General features: G+C 65.4%; 14 protein-coding genes, 2 tRNA genes and 3 pseudogenes. 13 read left to right on the top strand and 6 right to left on the bottom strand.

All coding sequences use genetic code 11. The annotated features are described in order from the left end of the window. Positions 1-1,193, bottom strand: a pseudogene (locus Q0916_RS12115) (hypothetical protein); the annotation flags it as partial. 101 nt (positions 1,194-1,294) lie between these two features. Next, positions 1,295-2,053, bottom strand: coding sequence for a hypothetical protein (locus Q0916_RS12110; protein WP_299237532.1), 759 nt, complete (start codon positions 2,051-2,053; stop codon positions 1,295-1,297). 312 nt (positions 2,054-2,365) lie between these two features. On the opposite strand from Q0916_RS12110, the gene Q0916_RS12105 reads away from it, so the two are divergent. Beyond that, positions 2,366-3,358, top strand: coding sequence for a tyrosine-type recombinase/integrase (locus tag Q0916_RS12105; protein ID WP_299237531.1), 993 nt, complete (start codon positions 2,366-2,368; stop codon positions 3,356-3,358). Between the two features lie 227 nt (positions 3,359-3,585). Continuing rightward, entirely contained in the window at positions 3,586-4,038 is a 453-nt protein-coding gene (locus tag Q0916_RS12100) for a hypothetical protein (RefSeq protein ID WP_299237530.1), read from the top strand. 377 nt (positions 4,039-4,415) lie between these two features. Here Q0916_RS12100 and Q0916_RS12095 read toward each other — a convergent pair. Then, positions 4,416-4,490, bottom strand: a tRNA-Val gene (locus Q0916_RS12095). A 192-nt stretch (positions 4,491-4,682) separates the two neighbouring features. Between Q0916_RS12095 and trpD the strand changes: the two genes are divergently transcribed. The 7 genes and pseudogenes from trpD to Q0916_RS12065 all read left to right on the top strand — a co-directional run bounded on the left by trpD (position 4,683) and on the right by Q0916_RS12065 (position 13,563). Further along, positions 4,683-5,684, top strand: coding sequence for an anthranilate phosphoribosyltransferase (gene trpD, locus Q0916_RS12090; RefSeq protein ID WP_299237534.1), 1,002 nt, complete (start codon positions 4,683-4,685; stop codon positions 5,682-5,684). After that, positions 5,681-6,307: a phosphoribosylanthranilate isomerase gene (locus tag Q0916_RS12085; protein ID WP_299237529.1), complete on the top strand. Its 627-nt coding sequence runs from the start codon at positions 5,681-5,683 to the stop codon at positions 6,305-6,307. Before trpD ends, Q0916_RS12085 begins: the two co-directional genes overlap by 4 nt. A 23-nt stretch (positions 6,308-6,330) precedes the next feature. After that, positions 6,331-7,887, top strand: coding sequence for an anthranilate synthase component I (gene trpE, locus Q0916_RS12080; RefSeq protein WP_299237533.1), 1,557 nt, complete (start codon positions 6,331-6,333; stop codon positions 7,885-7,887). Then, entirely contained in the window at positions 7,884-8,480 is a 597-nt protein-coding gene (gene trpG / locus Q0916_RS12075) for an anthranilate synthase component II (protein WP_299237528.1), read from the top strand. The genes trpE and trpG overlap by 4 nt, the downstream gene beginning before the upstream one ends. Before the next feature lie 532 nt (positions 8,481-9,012). Beyond that, positions 9,013-9,465: pseudogene (locus Q0916_RS12190) on the top strand (ribonucleotide reductase N-terminal alpha domain-containing protein); the annotation flags it as partial. Further along, positions 9,466-13,329, top strand: coding sequence for an LAGLIDADG family homing endonuclease (locus Q0916_RS12070; RefSeq protein WP_414689341.1), 3,864 nt, complete (start codon positions 9,466-9,468; stop codon positions 13,327-13,329). Positions 13,330-13,431: 102 nt separating this feature from the next. Next, the gene (locus Q0916_RS12065; RefSeq protein WP_349254535.1) at positions 13,432-13,563 is read left to right on the top strand and encodes an HVO_2523 family zinc finger protein; all 132 of its coding nucleotides are present in this window, start codon (positions 13,432-13,434) and stop codon (positions 13,561-13,563) included. Here Q0916_RS12065 and Q0916_RS12060 read toward each other — a convergent pair. Next, on the bottom strand, positions 13,553-14,212 hold the full coding sequence (locus tag Q0916_RS12060) for a TVP38/TMEM64 family protein (RefSeq protein ID WP_299237524.1): 660 nt from the start codon (positions 14,210-14,212) through the stop codon (positions 13,553-13,555). The genes Q0916_RS12065 and Q0916_RS12060 overlap by 11 nt on opposite strands. 77 nt (positions 14,213-14,289) lie before the next feature. On the opposite strand from Q0916_RS12060, the gene Q0916_RS12055 reads away from it, so the two are divergent. Continuing rightward, positions 14,290-14,652 (top strand): DUF5830 family protein, encoded by a 363-nt coding sequence (locus Q0916_RS12055; protein ID WP_299237523.1) that lies wholly within the window; start codon positions 14,290-14,292, stop codon positions 14,650-14,652. 1 nt (position 14,653) lies between these two features. Here the strand turns inward: Q0916_RS12055 and Q0916_RS12050 are convergent, their stop codons facing one another. Continuing rightward, a complete protein-coding gene (locus Q0916_RS12050; protein ID WP_299237522.1) occupies positions 14,654-15,736 on the bottom strand; it encodes a DUF7115 domain-containing protein in 1,083 nt (360 codons plus the stop codon). 115 nt (positions 15,737-15,851) lie between these two features. Between Q0916_RS12050 and Q0916_RS12045 the strand changes: the two genes are divergently transcribed. Then, positions 15,852-15,982, top strand: a tRNA-Met gene (locus Q0916_RS12045). 155 nt (positions 15,983-16,137) lie between these two features. On the opposite strand, the gene Q0916_RS12040 is transcribed toward Q0916_RS12045, so the two are convergent. Further along, on the bottom strand, positions 16,138-16,929 hold the full coding sequence (locus Q0916_RS12040) for an endonuclease/exonuclease/phosphatase family protein (RefSeq protein ID WP_299237521.1): 792 nt from the start codon (positions 16,927-16,929) through the stop codon (positions 16,138-16,140). 140 nt (positions 16,930-17,069) lie between these two features. On the opposite strand from Q0916_RS12040, the gene Q0916_RS12035 reads away from it, so the two are divergent. Then, positions 17,070-17,474 (top strand): acyl-CoA thioesterase, encoded by a 405-nt coding sequence (locus Q0916_RS12035; RefSeq protein ID WP_299237520.1) that lies wholly within the window; start codon positions 17,070-17,072, stop codon positions 17,472-17,474. Between the two features lie 28 nt (positions 17,475-17,502). Continuing rightward, positions 17,503-17,732: pseudogene (locus Q0916_RS12030) on the top strand (hypothetical protein); the annotation flags it as partial.

The following is a 17,732-nucleotide window of genomic DNA, read 5'->3' as shown; positions in this document are numbered from 1 at the left end:
CAGCCGTCGCCCTCGCACCGATCACACTCGGTGTCGGATCGTTCGGGTTCGGCGTTGAGGTCGAGTTCGGCGAGGAGGTCGACGACCGGCCCGTCGCCGGGGTCGATACAGCCGTTCACGAAGCCGACATCCTCGCCGGCGAAATCGTTCCGACTCTTGACGTTCCCGTAGTGCATGAGGTCGGGGTCGTCAACCCCGACGTGTTCCATCGTCTCCTCTAACCGGCTGCGGACGCTTTTCGCGGTGATCGCGGTCGAAAAGCCGTCGTACGTCTCCCGAAGGTGCTCGACGATCGCCTCGACACCGCGGTCGTCGAAGTATTCGCCGCTCGTCAGCGGGCGCGTGGCGTCACCGACCTGGACGACCCGGAGACCGCGTTCGTAGCGCCGCCACAGTCGCCGCGCCTCGGGGTCGAGGACGGTCTTCGACTTGATCCACGGGACGGTATTCGCCTCCCATATCGGGAGCGCCGGGTGGGCGTCGAGACCGACGACCGACCGCGCCGCCGCGAGGTCCGGCGTTGTTCGGACCGTCTGAACGTCGTTCGCCTCGTCGAGGACGACCGACACCCACTCGCGGTTCCATCCGTCCTCCTCGCGGGCCTCGGCGTCAAGGCGAGGCGGTTGATATGGCGTCTTACCGACGCGCCGGTCGTTCGACCGCTCCTCGGCGTTGAATATCGCTCGCGCAAGGGCAGGGGCGAGCGTGTGAGCGTCCGGCTCCTTGAAATACCACTCGCGCCGGGGCGTCTCGTCGAGTGCGTCCTTGAGTTCTGCCCGAACGTTCGCGGCGTCGTCGCCGTAGCCGTCGTACTGCGAGGTCTGAATGAACGGCTCCCAGGTCGTCACCGGCGCGTCGATCTCGCGGAGGTACGCCCCGACCGCCCGGCGAACGCGGTCCGTCGTCAGGTTGACGGTGAAATCCGGCTCCTCGTCGATCACGACGTTCGTGTTCGTCCGGAGACTCGGGATATGGGCGAAATTGTGGGTCGCCTCGACGAGCGGGTGATCGCCCTCTCGGAGGCGCGTGTACTGATGGATCGCCGGACACTCGCCGTCGTCGTGGCACGGGAGGTCGACGTCTTGATCGTTGTTATCTTCGAGGTGTCGGTGCGCGGCCGAAAACGGCAGCCCGCGGCCGTCCTCGGTATTGCACATCGAGTCAAGCCATTCGCTCGCCGGCTCGCCGTCCATCGTCACGACGACGCGGTCCTCGGCGTCGTCCTGGCCGTCGATCTCCTCGGGGTCGGGGTCATGGTCGCCGGCGGCGACGGGGCACGCCTCATGCCGACTTTTCAGAACGATGTGCTCGCCGCCTTCGGTACGAGCCGTCGCGGCGGCCTCGTCGCGGGCCTTCCGCGTCGCGGAGAGATGGACGACGGGCCGTCCGCCGGTGAGGTCCTCGCGCGCACCCCACGGGTCGCGGCGACGGTGTGGGACTTCCCGAGGGACGTCGGGGCGTCAATCACGCGGTCGTCCTCGTGGCGGAGGACGTCGGCGAGCGTCTCGAACAGCTCCTCCCGAGCGGCGTCAGTCGACGGCCATTCGAGACCACGCTTTCGAGCCGCGCGGCGTCGGTCGTCGGGCGTGAGGGCGTCGAGTTGTCCCACCGGGAGGGCCGAAACCGCCCGTTCGTAGTTCGCTTCGGTCGGCGTCGACGTCGTCGCGGGCGTCGGGTCCTCGTCGCTCGCGTGTGGCGAGTCGGATCCACCCATGAACGCCGATGCCGCCATACTGCCACCTTCGTAATCGGTACTGTCGAATGAAGGATTAGAAGACTTATCCCGCTTATCTAAATCACCAGCTAACCCGCTACCCGTTTCGACCCGGCTGCCGTCTCCCGTGTTTTCGTTCTGATTATTTTCGTCTGACAGATTTGAAGTTGGCTGTTCGGGGGTGTTCCCGTCGGGTTCCGTGACAGGTTCGCCTCGAATCGAGGCGATTGTCTCTCGGTACTCGGGGCTGAGGCTGAGCGCGCCGAGGACCTCACCCGTGGTCGCGTCCGGGTTGCGGCGGAGGTACTCGCGGACCTCCTGGCGGACGCCGTCCGTCATGGGTAACAACACCTCCCGTCGTCGCAGGCGGGACACGCCTGCCCGTCGTCAACGATCGGCTCGCCGCAGAACTCACAGAGCGGCGGCTCTAGATCGACGACCTTAGACATCGGCGCCACCCCCTGAAATGTCAACAGGCCCGAAGGTAGCTCTATAGCTACGCGGTCGGGATCTGTTATAAGAGAGTGGGTTCGGGCAGATTGAACGCCGGCCCCGCTCGCTACGCTCGCGGCCCGCAACGCAGTCCCTCCACACCAAAACCTGTCGCACTCACCCACATCAAGGCGGTTCGGAGTTACAATGAGTCGAAGCATGACACCCGAACGCGCTGTCGAACGGTATCTCAAAGAACGAAAACCAGAGGTTTCCGAATCAACTCACCGCAATCACAGATACGCGCTGAAACGCTTCGTTGAGTGGACCGAAAAGGTCGGTCTGGAAGACATTTCTAATCTTGATGGGCTACATCTCCACGATTTCAAGATTCACCGCCGAGAAAACGGCGGGATCAACGAAGTCACGCTCTACAACAATCTCAGCACGGTTCGTGTTTTCATACGGTGGCTGGAAAGTATGGAAGTCGTTGAATCAGAGGTAGCTGAAAATATGATTCTCCCCGATCCCGACGATGATGCACGCGATGATAACATCCGACCAGATACCGCCGAAGAGATACTTGAGTATCTGGAGAAGTTTGAGTATGCAACGCTCCGTCACGCACTCTTCGCGATCCTTTGGGATACGGGGTTCCGGCTCGGGACCGTTAGAGCGTTAGACGTGGATGATTACCATCCCGACGAACGGTACGTCGAAGTACACCATCGCCCTGAGACAGAGACTCCGCTGAAAAACAAGGCGAAAGCCGAGCGACAAGTCAATCTACACGGGTGGGTTTGTGAAATTCTGAACGACTACATCAAGATCCACAGAGATCATGTAACGGACGAGTATGACCGTGGACCGCTGTTTACGAGTCAACACGGCCGCCCGGTTAGTTCGAACCTTCGAGCCAATATTAACACGGTCACTCGCCCCTGTGACTACACCGGCGAGTGTCCACACGACCGAGACATCAACGAATGTGAAGCAACGATAAGAGAGAAAGCTCAACGCTGTCCGTCGTCGGTCCCGCCTCACGCGATACGTCGGAGTGCTATTACTGCGTGGCTAAACGAAGGTCACAATAAGAAACTACTTTCTGATCGGATGAACGTCAGTATAAAAACGTTGGCGAAACACTACGATGCCCGTACTCTTGATGAAAAGCGGGAACTCCGAGCTGAATCATTCGAGATGGATAACTAATTCGCGCCTTCGTTGATTTCCCGTCAAATTGGAAAAATAATGTATTCACTCCCGACGACTCGTTGAAATTCCTCATTCAATGATGGTTTTTAGAATCCGTGCTAAATAGAATACACGTATTTTACAACAGCCTCTCGAAAAAACTTACTGGCCGAATTGATCATATCAGTCAAACGTTCAACGCCACCTGCCCTCTTATTACAATCAATAATTTGGCGTTCGCTTGGATGTCATCAAAACTTTTGTATATCCTATCTATTGTAACCAATATAATGTATCGTCGTAAATACCTCGCATCAATGTCGGCAACTGTGAGCGGATTAGCATTGGCAGGATGCTCAGGTAACGGTAATAGTGGGGCGGATGCAGAAGCCACAATAAGAGAATATATTAATGCCTTTTGTAGCAAAGATGCAGAAACTGTTAATGAATTAAATTCAGATTATGGAATAGAAGGTGAAGCAACGGAAGCTGAACTCTATGATGCGGAGTGTAGTGTTAGTAATATACAGGAACAAAGTCTCCCAGCAGCGACAAATGAGGAGAGATTTCTTCAGAGAGATGATGTCTCTGAGTTGAGGTATTACGCGTTCACGTATACATTGGATGGTGAAACACAAGATACGACAATCCTGTTGGCTTTACAAAGTGGAGAGTGGAAAGTACTTGATATCGGGTGACAAGTACGTTCCATGAGTAGGTAGTTCGTCTGTTCCTATCGGAGAATAAGTGCAGATCGAGTGTTAATTTTACGCTCTATATTCAGCACGCAGTTTGTGTTAGCTATTGACAAGTTCAACGAGACTATTTATTGACGTAGATTTTAATTCACAAAACCTGTTCAGGCAGCGATAAGGCGGCTGGAGTTCACCTAGGTACTACGAGAGAAATGAAAAAATATCCTTCCGCTATTAGAGTGTCCTTTTGATCAAACTCTATCCCGTCACCGAGATTTGGACAAAAAGAGGTGCTAACCGGGTGGGTCCAATTCGCGTTATGACACGAAACCGTAGTATGGAGGCGGGGTTCAGTACTTGAGAATATTCAGAGAATGAAGTGGGTTCGGGCAGATTTGAACTGCCGGCCTCCTCCATGTCAAGGAGGTGTCATAACCAGCCTAGACCACGAACCCGCCGTCGTTCCGTCGACACCCGTTTGTATCCCGCTTGCACAATTGAAGCTTTCGGAATCACTGCCGGGCCGCGCCGTCGGGGCGCGCTCGGGGTCGTAATCCCGGAAGGCAGGGAGTGAGTCCGCAACGACACGCTTATTTCCGTGTATGTATTTGTACATTACAACGCAAATCTGATCATCAATGGCCAGCATAACCGAGTACGTTCGGCGGGTAACGGAGGGGGAGGACCTCCCGCAGTCGGCGGCGCGGGAGCTCGCCGCGCTCGTCTTCGAGGAGGCGACCGAGGCGCAGATCGGGGCGCTGTTGGCGGCGCTGCGGGCCAAAGGCGAGACGGAAGCGGAGATCGCCGGCTTCGCCCAGGGGATGCGCGACGCCGCCAGGCGGATCGATCCGGACCGCGAACCGCTCGTCGACACCTGCGGCACCGGCGGCGACGGTCACGACACGATCAACGTCTCGACGACGAGCGCCTTCGTCGCGGCGGGCGCCGGCGTGCCGGTCGCGAAACACGGCAACTACTCGGTGTCGTCATCCTCGGGCAGCGCGGACGTCTTAGAGGAGATCGGCGTCACGATCGACGCCGAGCCGCCGGCGGTCGAGCGCTGCGTCGAGGAGACGGGGATGGGGTTCATGCTCGCGCCGGTGTTCCACCCGGCGATGAAGGCCGTGATCGGGCCGCGAAAGGAACTCGGGATGCGGACGATCTTCAACGTCCTCGGGCCGCTGACGAACCCCGCGGGGGCGGACGCGCAGGTCGTCGGCGTGTACGACCCCGATCTGGTCCCGGTGCTCGCCGACGCGCTCTCGCGGATGGCGGTCGATCGCGCCCTCGTCGTCCACGGCGACGGTTTGGACGAGATCGGGGTTCACGGCGAGTCCGTCGTCGCCGAGGTCGACGGCGAGACCGTCGAGACCGCGACGCTCTCGCCCGCGGACCTCGGGTTGGATCGCTACGAACTCGGCGAGGTCGGCGGCGGCGCCCCGGCCGAAAACGCCGCGGACATGCGCGGGATCCTCGAGGGCTCCGTCGGCGGTGCGAAGCGGGCGATCGTGCTGGCGAACGCCGGGGCCGCGATCTACGTGTCGGGGGCGGCCGAAACGCTCGAAGCGGGCGTCGACGCCGCCCGGGAGTCGATCGACTCCGGCGCCGCGGCGGCGCAACTGGACTCGCTTCGCGGGTTCGCGCCATGACCCGGGTGAAGATCTGCGGGATCACCTCCGAGGCGGACCTCGAGGCGGCCGTCGCCGCCGGGGCGGACGCGGTCGGGTTCATCGTCGGCGTCTCGGTGGGCACCGAACGGGAGATCGACCCGGGGCGCGCGGCCGAACTCGTCGGGGCGACGCCGCCGTTCGTTACGAGCGTCCTCGTGACGATGCCGGGATCGCCCGAGGCCGGCGCGGAGTTGGCCGACCGCGTCGGCCCCGACGTCGTGCAGGTTCACGGCGACGCGACCCCCGAGGACGTCGCGTCGCTGTCGGCGGCGACCCGCGGCGGCGTCATCAGGGCCGTCTCGCCCGAGGACGCCGGGGCCTACGAGTCGGTCGCCGACGCGCTGCTCGTCGACTCCCTCGACGGGACCGGGGCCGGCGGGACCGGCGAGACGCACGACTGGGAACGGACGCGGGACCTCGTCGAGGCGCTGTCCGTGCCGGTCGTCCTGGCCGGCGGGCTGACGCCGGGAAACGTCGAGCGAGCGGTGGAAACGGTCGATCCGTTCGGCGTCGACGTCGCCAGCGGCGTCGAGGCAGAACCGGGGCGGAAGGACGCGGCCGCGGTCGCGTCGTTCGTCGAGCGCGCGGGAGGGGCGCCGTGATAGACCGCTCGGAGTTCGTCGAGATGGCCGACGAGCGCCCGGCGGTGATCCGCGTCGTCGCCGAGTTGGACGCGGACACGGAGCCGCTTGAGGCGTACGCCGCGCTGACCGGACGGACGACCGACGCGGAGCCGACCGATCACGCGTTCCTCTTGGAGAGCGCCGGCAAGGTCGCCTCGAGCGACCCCGACGGCGCCTTCAGGGCCGGGGGTGGGACGGACCGACACGCCCGCTACTCCTTCGTGGGGTACGATCCGGCGGCGGTCGTCACGGTCGACGAGCGGACCGAGGCGACGGTCGAGGTGGCAGACGGGCGCTACGAGGGGCTGTTCGATCCGAGCGGGGCGGACACGGTCGGGACGCTCCGGGCGGCGCTGCCGGAGGCGACCCTTCAGAACTTCCCCGAAACCGACAGACAGCGCCTGCAGGGCGGCCTCGTCGGGTTCCTGTCGTACGACGCCGTCTACGACCTGTGGCTCGACGAGGTCGGTATCGAGCCGCCGGAGTCGCGGTTCCCGAACGCGCAGTTCGTGTTGACGACGAGGACGCTCGTCTTCGACGACGCCGCGGGGACGGTCTCGCTCGTGTTCACGCCGCTCGTTCGCGCCGGCGAGGACCCCGCCCGCGTCTACGACGAGATCCGGACGGAGGCGGCCCGCGTCGACGGGCTCCTGTCCGACGCCGACCGGCTGGAGACGGGCGGGTTCGACAGGAGAGCCGAGCGAACCGGGCCGAGAGACGAGTACGAGGCGGCCGTCGAGCGGGCCAAAGAGCACGTCCTCGACGGCGACATCTACCAGGGGGTCATCTCGCGGCGGCGCGAACTCGACGGCGACATCGACCCCCTCGGGCTGTACGCGGCGCTCCGGCGCGTCAACCCCTCGCCGTACATGTACGTCCTCGAGTACGGCGATTTGGTCGTCGTCGGGGCGTCGCCCGAGACGCTCGTGTCCGTCCGCGGCCGGGAGGTCATGAGCAACCCGATCGCAGGCACCTGCGGCCGTGGTGACAGCCCCGTCGAGGACAGGCGACTCGCCGGCGAGATGCTGGCCGACGGCAAGGAGCGGGCCGAGCACACGATGTTGGTCGATCTGGCCCGCAACGACGTCCGTCGCGTCAGCGAGGCCGGCAGCGTCCGCGTCGAGGAGTTCATGAACGTCCTGAAGTACAGCCACGTCCAGCACATCGAATCGACGGTGACGGGGACGCTCGCCGCGGACGCGGACGCCTTCGACGCGACGCGGGCGTCGTTTCCGGCCGGAACGCTCTCGGGCGCGCCGAAGATCCGGGCGATGGAGATCATCGACGGCCTCGAGCGGCGGCCGCGTGGCGTCTACGGCGGCGGCGTCGGCTACTACTCCTGGAGCGGGGACGCCGATTTCGCCATCGTCATCCGGACCGCGACGGTCGAGCGCGGCGCGGGGGTCGACGGGACCGATCGGGTGACGGTGCAGGCCGGCGCGGGGATCGTCGCCGACTCCGATCCGGCGAGCGAGTACGACGAGACCGAAAAGAAGATGAACGGCGTGTTGACCGCGCTGCGGCGGATCGAGACCGAACCGGAGGGGGCGAAACGGTGACGCACGTCCTGTTCGTCGACAACTTCGATTCGTTCACCTACAACCTCGTCGAGTACGTCAGCCAACACGAGGGCGCGCGCACGACCGTCCGTCGCAACACCGCGTCGCTGGCCGAGATCCGGGCGGCCGAGCCGGACGCGATCGTGATCTCGCCGGGGCCCGGGCACCCGAAACGCGACCGCGACGTCGGCGTGACCGCGGACGTCCTCCGGGAGCTCGGTCCGGACGTGCCGACGCTCGGCGTCTGTCTCGGCCTTGAGGCGGCCGTCTACGAGTACGGCGGGACCGTCGATCGCGCGCCCGAACCGATACACGGCAAGGCCTTCGCGGTCGAACACGACGGGCGCGGCGTCTACCGGGGGCTCGAGCAGGGCTTTCAGGGCGGGCGGTACCACTCGCTGATCGCCCGCGACGTGCCGTCGTGTTTCGAGGTGACCGCGACGACCGAACACGGCGGCGAGGAGCTCGTCATGGGGGTCCGCCACCGCGAGCACCCGATCGAGTGCGTTCAGTTCCACCCCGAGTCCGTGCTGACGGGGGTCGGACACGAGATCATCGGGAACTTCCTCTCGTCGGTCGAAGGGGGCGAGTGAGGACACTGTGGGCGGTTCGGGCGCGGAACGACAGGCCGCCCGGATCGACGATCCGGAGTCCCGCCGACGCCCGTTCCGGATCATATAAAATAAATTATATTTTTCGCGTCCGGAGTGATCGCCGGCGGGTGTCGGGGGCGGTCGGCGCGGCGCGTTCGGTCGAAACGGGACGGTCGTCCGGATCGGCGATCGCGTCATCGGGGGCGGGGCAACACCCGAGTACTTCCGGTGGAAGCGGCGGTTGCGTGTTGCGATCTACCGGATCCGGATTTTACTTTCACTCCGGTCTGGGAAGGATTATATATCTACCGTTAGTTTCGTTTTGTCGTACAAGTGGGGCATACGTACGGCGCAACCGAGAGGGGCAGTCGAGGCTCCAGAAAACGTATGGAATCGTTGATATATTCCCCGATGCCAAGGGTTATCCGGCTCCCAGCGAAACGCAGATCCCGTTACAAATGATCCAGACACACCGCTCCGCCCGAGACCGAACCGAACGGAACCGAGACGCGCCGGCCCGGAGGGCCGAGTGATGTCCGGGGCGGACCCCTCGGCGGACGAACTCACCCTCCCGATCAAGCGGACGGAGGGCGATACGATCGAGGAGCGACTCACCGACAACGCGTATCAGAACATCCTGCCGGCCCGGTATCTCCGGAAGAACGCCGACGGCAAGCTCGAGGAGACCCCCGAGGAGCTCTTCGACCGCGTCGCCAAGAACGTCGCCCTCGCCGAGGCCGTCTTCGAGGCCGAACGGCGGGGCGTCGAGATACCCGTCACGCCCGCACAGCTCAAGCCCGATCACCCGCGGCGGGACGAACTCGCAAGGGAGGTCTTCGGCGCGGGCGTCACCGCGGACTCCGACGCCGAGACCGCGCTCTCGGTGCACAACGTCAACAAGTTCGCCTACGAGACGCTCGTCCCGGAGCTGCCCGAATCGGTCCGAGAGCACGTCGAGGAGACCGCCGACGCCTTCCGGTCGCAGATGGAGCGTCTCTCCTTCATGCCGAACTCGCCGACGCTCATGAACGCCGGCGACGAACTCCAGCAGCTCTCGGCGTGTTTCGTCGACAGCCCCGAGGACGACATCGACGACATCCACCAGACCGCAAAGGAGGCCGCACAGGTCTTCCAGAGCGGCGGCGGCATGGGGTACGCCTTCTGGCGGCTGCGTCCCTACGGCGACGCGGTCGGGTCGACCGGCGGGATCGCCTCCGGGCCGATCACCTTCATGCGGACCTACGACCAGATGTGCGAGACGATCGCCCAAGGCGGGGCGAGACGCGGCGCGCAGATGGGTGTCATGCGCGTCTCGCATCCGGACGTCATCCAGTTCATCCACGCCAAGAACAAGGACGTCTCGCTGGCGGAGACGCTCCGTCTGAACGACCCCGACGATTTCACGCACAACTCCTTCGAGGCCGCCTTAGAGGAGGCCAGAGAGCTCATCGACGACGACGGGAAGGTCCCCGAGCACCTCCGGAACGCCGTCGAGGGGCACCTCTCGAACTTCAACATCTCCGTCGGCATCACCGACGAGTTCATGGACGCCGTGAAGACGGGCGAGGAGTTCACGTTCAGTAACCCCCGGACCGGCGAGGCACACGTCGCAACGCCGGAGACGAAGGAGCTCTACGACATGTTCGGCCTCGGCGAGCACGTCGAGGTCGGCGAGGTGCTCTCGGTGCCCGCCGAGGCGCTCTGGGAGCACATCCTCGAGGGCGCCCACGAGAACGGCGAACCCGGCGTGGTCTACCTCGAGCGCATCAACAAGGAGCACTCCTTCGACGTCGAGAAACACCCCGAACACCGGATCCTGGCGACGAACCCGTGCGTTACCGGTGATACGCTCATTAGTACCGAGAACGGGCTGGTTCCGGCCGAAGAGCTGTACGAACAAGGTGTCGCACGCGACGTCGTGGTCGACGGACGTCGCAGCGAGGATACGCTCAAGGAGGCGAGCAGTGTCTACAGGACCGGCGAGAAGGACGTCTACGCACTCACGACCGAGGAGGGATACGAACTCCGGCTGACCGCCGACCACCGCGTTCGGACTGACGACGGGTGGACCGAGGCGCGGAACCTTAACCCAGGTGACACCGTTCACATTCAGAATCGGAAGGGTGCGTTCGGTCGGCACGGATCCGCCGAAGAGGGCCGCGTCCTCGGCTGGCTCGTCGGTGACGGTCACCTGAAAGAAACGGAGGAACGCGCGGTTTTGAACTTCTACGACGAGGACGCTGAGGTTTCGGATGCGTTCGCGGAGGACGTAAATCAGGTCGTACGCGAGCCGACCGGAAACGCGAACTACGAGATCGGCGTCAGCGAGATCTCCCGCAGTGACGATTACCGCGGTTCACAGGCTGTCGAACAACGGATTCGGTCGTCTCGGCTGTATGAGTACGCTGCGGAAGCCGGGCTCGTGGAGACGAAACACCAAGTACCGGACGCCGTACTGCGGGGGAGCGAGGAGATGGCCCGTGGCTTCTTGCAGGCGCTGTTCACGGCCGACGGCAGCGTGCAGGGCTCCGCCGAGAATGGCTCGTCGGTTCGGCTGGCGAGCAAGGACCGCGAACTCGTCACGGAGGTCCAACAACTCCTGCTCAACTTCGGCATTGCGAGCAACGTTTACGAAGACCGCCGCGAGCCGGGATCCCGCGAACTTCCCGACGGCAAGGGCGGAACGAAAGCGTACGACGTCGAGGGGTTCCACGAGGTCACCATTGCGAAAGATAACCTCGAACGGTTCCGTGACGAGGTCGGCTTCCTCATCGATTACAAGACAGAAGCGCTCGAGAACCTGCTAGCGGACTACGACCGCGGTCCGTACAGTGAGCAGTTCGAGGCAACCGTCGAGTCGGTTGAGCGTGACGGCCACGAGGCGGTCTACGATCTGACCGAACCGGACACGAACTCGTTCGTCGCAAACGGGCTCGTGGTCCACAACTGCGGCGAGCAGCCCCTCGAGGAGTACGAGGCCTGTAACCTCGGTCACATCAACCTCTCGACGCTCGCCGACCGCCAGGCCCCCGATTGGCGCGTCTGGTACGACGACCGCGGCGACGAGTACGACGACCTCGAGGCCGCGGTCGACGCCTTCCTGGCGGAGGCGATCGACTTCGAGGAGTTCGACGAGCGGATCGAACTCGGCACCCGGTTTCTCGAGAACGTCGTCACGATGTCCGATTTCCCGGTCGAGAAGATCGAACGGAAGGTCCGGGAGATGCGGAAGATCGGCCTCGGCATCATGGGCCTGGCGCAGTTGTACATCCAACTCGGCATCGAGTACGGCTCCGAGGAGGGCAACGAGGTCGCCCGGCAGGTGATGCGGCACATCAACCACGGCTCGAAGGCGGCCTCTCACGAACTCGCCGGGGAGCGCGGCACCTTCGAGGAGTTCGACAAGAGCAAGTACGCCGACCCCACGGAGTACCCCGAGTGGTTCGAGCGACAGACGGGACTCGACCCCGAGGACCACGCCGACGGCTTCGCGATGCGGAACCACAACACGACGACGATCGCCCCGACAGGGACGACGTCGATGATCGGCAACACGACGGGCGGCTGTGAGCCGATCTACAACGTCGCCTTCTACAAGAACGTCTCCGGGGACGTCCAAGGCGACGAGATGCTCGTCGAGTTCGACGACTACTTCCTCCGGGTCTTAGAGGAGAACGACCTCGACGTCGAGGCGGTCAAGCGGGAGGCCCAAGAGCAGATGGCGCAAAACGAGTTCGACGGCATCGACGGGCTCTCGACGGTGCCGGACGCCATCGGCGAGCTGTTCGTCACGACCGGGGACCTGTCGGCGAAACAGCACGCGGGTGTTCAGGTCGCCTGCCAGGAGGGCGTCGATTCGGCGATCTCGAAGACGGTCAACGCCCCGAGCGACTCGACGCTCGAAGACACCAAGGAGGTCTTCGAGTACATCTACGACCACGGCGGCAAGGGCGTCACGTACTACCGCGACGGCACCCGCTCGAAACAGGTGCTGACGACCCGCGCACAGAACGCCGAGTTCGCGGACATGGACGAGGCCGAGGCCGCCGCGGCGATCGCCGAGAACATCGAGGAGATCTTCGGCGGCATCGAAGGGTTCCTCGACAGCGAGGAGGTCGCCGCCGCGCTCGGGACCGACCCCGCGGACGTCATCGAGACCCCGGAGGTCCCGAACCTCGGGAAGAAACAGCCCCGGCCGGACGTGCTCCGCGGCGTCACACAGCGGATCGACACCGGCTACGGGAAGCTCTACGTCAACATCAACGAGAACCCCGAGAACGGACAGCCCTTCGAGCTGTTCGCGAACATCGGGAACTCCGGCGGCTTCACCGCGTCGTTCACCGAGGCGCTGGCCAAGACGATCTCGACGGCGCTCCGGTCGGGCGTCGATCCCAGGGAGATCGCCGAGGAGCTCCAGGGGATCCGATCGCCGAAGGTCGCCTGGGACAAGGGCGAACAGATCAACTCGATCCCGGACGCGATCGGGACGGCGATGCGGCGGTACCTCGACGGCGACATCGACAAGGCGTACCCCCAACAGCAGAACCTCACCGAGATCGCGGAGGAAGGGTCCGCGGACCGACAGCCCTCTATCGCGTCGGACCGCGCCACTGCCCCTAACTCGGAGCTCGACGCGGAACCGGAACCGGAACCGGAGACGCCCCCGGAGACGGACGGTGGTGCCGTCGCCGCGTCGGGATCACCCGCCTCGCCCAACGACGACACGGACGCCGCGCAGTCGCTCATCGACTCCGGGGAGTCACCGGAGTGCCCCGAGTGCAACAGCATGACGCTGTACTACTCCGAGGGGTGCAAGACCTGCGAGAGCTGCGGCTGGTCCGAGTGCTGAACTGACGGCGCGCCGTCTTCGTTTCGTCGCTCGCGCTGTGTATCGGTTCGTTTCGGACCGGGCGGAAGCCTTTTTATTCGGATCGCCCCCGTTCGGTGTATGGTGTCCGACGACGACGGCGATGGCGGGCGGCCGTGTCCGATGTGCGAGGCGGCGATGTACAGGCGACACTGCAAGTACGTCTGTCCGCACCACGGCGTCGTCGTGGACTGCAGCGATCCGTTTACGTTTTGAGCGCCGTGCCGTCGAAAAAGCGCCTGTAGGCCGGACGCGACAGCGCGAAAAGCACCGCGAGCGCGACCGTCGTTGCGAGCAACAGCGGACTCCTCGAGAGTCCGGTCGTCGTCAGCCGACCCATCGACGCCCCGAGCAGGACGGCCGTTGTGACCCACGGCGACTCGCCGAGCAGGGTCCCGAGGACGTACGGGCGGGGCGGAACGCCGGCGATACCGGCGGCGTAGGAGACGGGATCGGTCGGCAGCGGCGCCAGCCGAACGGCGACGGTCCCGCGGAAATCGCCCGTCGTCCGGCGGACGGCCTCCCCGGCGTCACCGATGCGGCCGAAGACGCCGGCGTCGTGGCCCAGCCGCCTGGCGAGCAGGTACGCCGGCAGCGTCGTCACGAGGGCGCCGGCGAGGGCGACCGGGATCGCGGCGGGGCCGAAGAGGTACCCGAGGAGGACCGACAGCGCGCTGATCGGCCACGCCAACAGCGGGCGGACCACGTACAGCCCGAGGAGGACGGCGGACAGAGCGAGCGGCCGGGCGGTGAGCGCCTCGACGGACGCGAGGACGGCCGTCGGCGAACTCGAGAGCGCGGCCGCGGCGGCGATAGCCGCGACGACCGCAACGCCGAACAGTTGGCGGGCGGTCCCGGGATGCACGGACGGACCAACCGGACGCGGGGACAAACGTCTTGTGGTGGGTGAAAGCTAACACGCTCGGGGGCCTAACGCCGGGCGTGGACGGAACGCGCGATCCGGTCGAACTCGGCGTGCAGCTGCTCGCCAGACTCGAGCACGCGGAGCTTTCGCTTCCGGCGGTGATCGATCGGATCGAGACGATCAGTACGCACCCCCAAACGACCCGGGCGATACTCGAGGAGGCCGAAAAGCGGGGGCACATCGACCGGGAGGGTGACACCGTCCGCCCGAGCGGCGGCCGGTTTCTCAGCTTCGAAAGCGAGGTCGTCTCCCGGGAGGGGGAATTCGAGTGTCGGCGCTGCGGGGCATCGTTAATAACGGGGCATTTCATGCGGCTCGAGGCCGGCGAACACGGCCCGTTCGGGTCCTCGTGCATCCGGAAGGTGACCGGCCGGGAGTGACTCACCGCCCGCGGCGAAGCTCGTCGACCAACCGATCGATCAGTTCCCGTTGGGACTCGAGGAGTTCGGTCTGCCGTTCGACCTGCTCGGAGAGCGCCTCGACCTGCTCGGAGAGCGCCTCGAGTTCCGGCCCGGTCGGTCTCCCTGCGGGTCGATCCGCCGCCGCGTCGTCGGTCGGGGCGGATTCGGGGCCGTCGGACGTTTTCGTCGTCCGTTCGGGGCCCGAGGCGGCGATGTCCTGGTCGGCGGGCGGGGTCCAGTCGGGGGAAACGAAGCCATCGGCGTCGGCGTCCGCGTCGGAGTCGGTCCCGGAACCGCCGGCGCTCGCCTCCGGGTCCCGCGTCGAACCCGCGTCCGCGGCCGAAGAGCCGGTTCCAGATCGTGCCCCCGCGCCGGCGCCGGCGTCGGCGCCGGGGCTGGGGCCGGCGTCCTCCCCGTCGGTGTCGGGCGCGAGCGCCTCCCGAAGCGCGTCGATCGAGGAGACGCCGTAGAACTCGAAGGCGGCCTCCTGGATCTGTCTGCGGACCCGACCGGCGTGGTCGTTCGGCACCTTGACGCGGCGCCGGCGCGTCGCGGTTTCGATCACGACCTGCGTCGCGACGCTGCCCCGCTCGAAGTCGAGGCCGGTGAGTTCGGCGTACTCCACGGTGTCGAAGTCCGCGTCCCAGACGGCGCTCCCGACGTGTTCGAGGAGGTAGCTGTCGGTGACGACGAGCGTGAGTTCGCTGAACCGGAACCGCGCGAGGATCTCGTCGTCGTCGGCGAGGACGCCCGTCGCCCGGAGGACCCCGCCGAGCATCGCTTCGACGATCCGGTCGGCGACCTTCGAGGGGACGGTGAAGCTCGTCGCGCCGTCGATGGTCTCGAGACCGATCTCGCTTTTGCGCCGCTTGCTCCGCACGGAGAGACGCTCGGCGTCGTGGCCGAACGTCTCGACGGACTCGTCGGTCAACAGCCCGTCGGAGCGGTACAGGTGCGTCGCCTCGTTCGTTACGGCGACCGCGTCTCCCCCGCCGATGTCGACGGTATCGAGGACCGTCGCACCGGCGATGGCCTCCGACAGCAACTCCGGGAGTGTTTCCATACGTGTGCTGTACCCGCAGAATAGTATAAATGGGGGTGGTCGTCGGCGCGGCGGAGCGGACGCCGCCGCGGGAGATAGGAACCTTGAAGAGTCAAAGCGGGCTATAGAGAGACGAGCCCGGGTGGCTTAGCTGGACATAGCGCCGCACTCATAGGGTACGAGGCGGTACCGCGGTGTCCCGAGACGTTGCCTGCGTCTCGTTCCTGGGACATGCGGAGATCGAGGGTTCGGAGCCCTCCCCGGGCATACTTACTGGGGTTCAACACCCTTCTTCGATCGCACACGGAGAGCCGTCTCCGCGGGGGTCCCGGCCCGACGCCGCGTGTCGGTACCCGTCCCGTGCGTGCAAAGCGGGGCGTCGGGCGACGCAGCGCGGAGGCGGTCGGTCGCCTCACCGCGTTTCATTGGAACATGAGGCCGGCGACGACCGGGAGGTGATCGGAGGGGAACCGCCCTCCGACGGTCCGGTCGTCGATGCGGTGGGTCTCGACGGCGAGCCCCGGCGTGACGAAGACGTGATCGAGCACGCGCCCGGGATCCAGCGCCTCGAAGTCCGTCACCGTCGTGTCCGGGCCGTCGGCGGTGTCGGCGACACGCCGGGCGTCCCGGAGCGATCGCGAGGTCGGCCCGGGGTCGTCCCCCTCGGTTCCCGAGAGGACGCGGTACGGCGCCGATCCCGGACGGCAGTTGAGATCCCCCAACACGACCGCCTCCGTCTCGACCGGGAGGGCGTCGATCCGCCGCCGGATCAGGCGGGCGCTCTGTTCTCTGGCCCGAGGTCCCCTGTGATCGAAGTGGGCGTTGTAGACGGCGAGCCGACGGCCCCGCTCGTCTTCGAGCCGGACGGTGGTGAGAACGCGGGGGTAGGCGGCGTCCCATCCGGTGCTGCGCTCTGCGGGCGTCTCCGAGAGCCACTCGGTGTCCGTCCCGACCGTCGAGAACCGCCGGCCGACGCCGATCGGGTTGTGCTCGCCCGACCCCGGGTCGTCCGCGACGCCGTGGTACTCGTACGCCGGAAGCGCCCGTTCGACATCGGCCTGCTGCGTTCCGGTGCTCTCCTGGAGGGCGAGCACCGCCGGCGAGAGCGCCCGGATCGTCTCGGCGACCGCCTCGCGGCGGTTTGCCCACGCGTTCGGCCCGTCGTCGAGGGCCCGGTGGCGGATGTTGTACGTGAGGACGGCGAACCCCGACATACCCGGTCGTGGGGTTCGACCGCGTTGAATCCACGGGTCCCGGCGGGACGGCCGCGGTTCCGTCGCCCCGACGGCCGAAGCGAGGGCGACGCCGCGGCGGGAAGCGAAACGGTCTTCGGCCACGGGGTGTGCGTTCCCGCATGGGGTTTCGGTTCGACACCGAGGTGCGGGTCAGATACCGCGATCTGGACACGCTCGAACACGTCAACAACGCCCTCTACGCGACGTACCTCGAGGAGGCCAGATTCCGTTACTTCGAGCACGTCCTTGGGGTCTCCCTCGAGGAGGGTGGCGCCGTCCTCGCGAACCTGACGATCGACTTCGCCCGTCCGGTCACGCGCTCTGAGGAGACGGTCCGGATCGCCTGCGGCGCCACCGAGGTCGGCGACTCGAGCGTCAGGATGGGCTATCGCGTGTATCCCGGCGGCGGCGACGAGACGGTCGCAACGGCAGAGACCGTCGTCGTGGCGGTCGAGGAGGGGACCTCCCGGGAGATACCGCAGGCCTGGCGGACCCGTTTTTCGGAGTTCGAACCGGAGCTGTAGCCGCCGGGCGCCCCGAGTCGACAGTCTGATGTTTCGGGCACCACAGGACGAGAACGTGGACACCGACGACCCCTCGAACGTCCGGCTGCTCGTGGTGACGCTCGAGGACCTCGTCGCGGCCGTCGAGGCGAACGAACGGCGGGACGCGGGCGCGGTGCTCCGCGTGACGCCGCCGTTCAGCGGCCGGATGCGCGCCCGACTCCATCTCGAGGGCTCCGAGAGCGAGTACGGCGACCCGGAGCCGATCCACGTCCCGCC

The sequence above is a fragment of the Natronomonas sp. genome, from assembly GCF_028274965.1.
Taxonomy (GTDB): Archaea; Halobacteriota; Halobacteria; order Halobacteriales; family Haloarculaceae; genus Natronomonas.
Note: the sequence above shows the minus strand (reverse complement) of the source record. Positions and strands in the feature narration are given on the sequence as shown.

Coding starts and splice junctions, on each gene's coding strand:
- Q0916_RS12110 (WP_299237532.1), bottom strand. CDS start 2,053: ATGACGGACGGCGTCCGCCAGGAGGTCCGCGAGTACCTCCGCCGCAAC.
- Q0916_RS12105 (WP_299237531.1), top strand. CDS start 2,366: ATGACACCCGAACGCGCTGTCGAACGGTATCTCAAAGAACGAAAACCA.
- Q0916_RS12100 (WP_299237530.1), top strand. CDS start 3,586: ATGTCATCAAAACTTTTGTATATCCTATCTATTGTAACCAATATAATG.
- Q0916_RS12085 (WP_299237529.1), top strand. CDS start 5,681: ATGACCCGGGTGAAGATCTGCGGGATCACCTCCGAGGCGGACCTCGAG.
- trpE (WP_299237533.1), top strand. CDS start 6,331: ATGGCCGACGAGCGCCCGGCGGTGATCCGCGTCGTCGCCGAGTTGGAC.
- Q0916_RS12070 (WP_414689341.1), top strand. CDS start 9,466: ATGGAGCGTCTCTCCTTCATGCCGAACTCGCCGACGCTCATGAACGCC.
- Q0916_RS12050 (WP_299237522.1), bottom strand. CDS start 15,736: ATGGAAACACTCCCGGAGTTGCTGTCGGAGGCCATCGCCGGTGCGACG.
- Q0916_RS12040 (WP_299237521.1), bottom strand. CDS start 16,929: ATGTCGGGGTTCGCCGTCCTCACGTACAACATCCGCCACCGGGCCCTC.
- Q0916_RS12035 (WP_299237520.1), top strand. CDS start 17,070: ATGGGGTTTCGGTTCGACACCGAGGTGCGGGTCAGATACCGCGATCTG.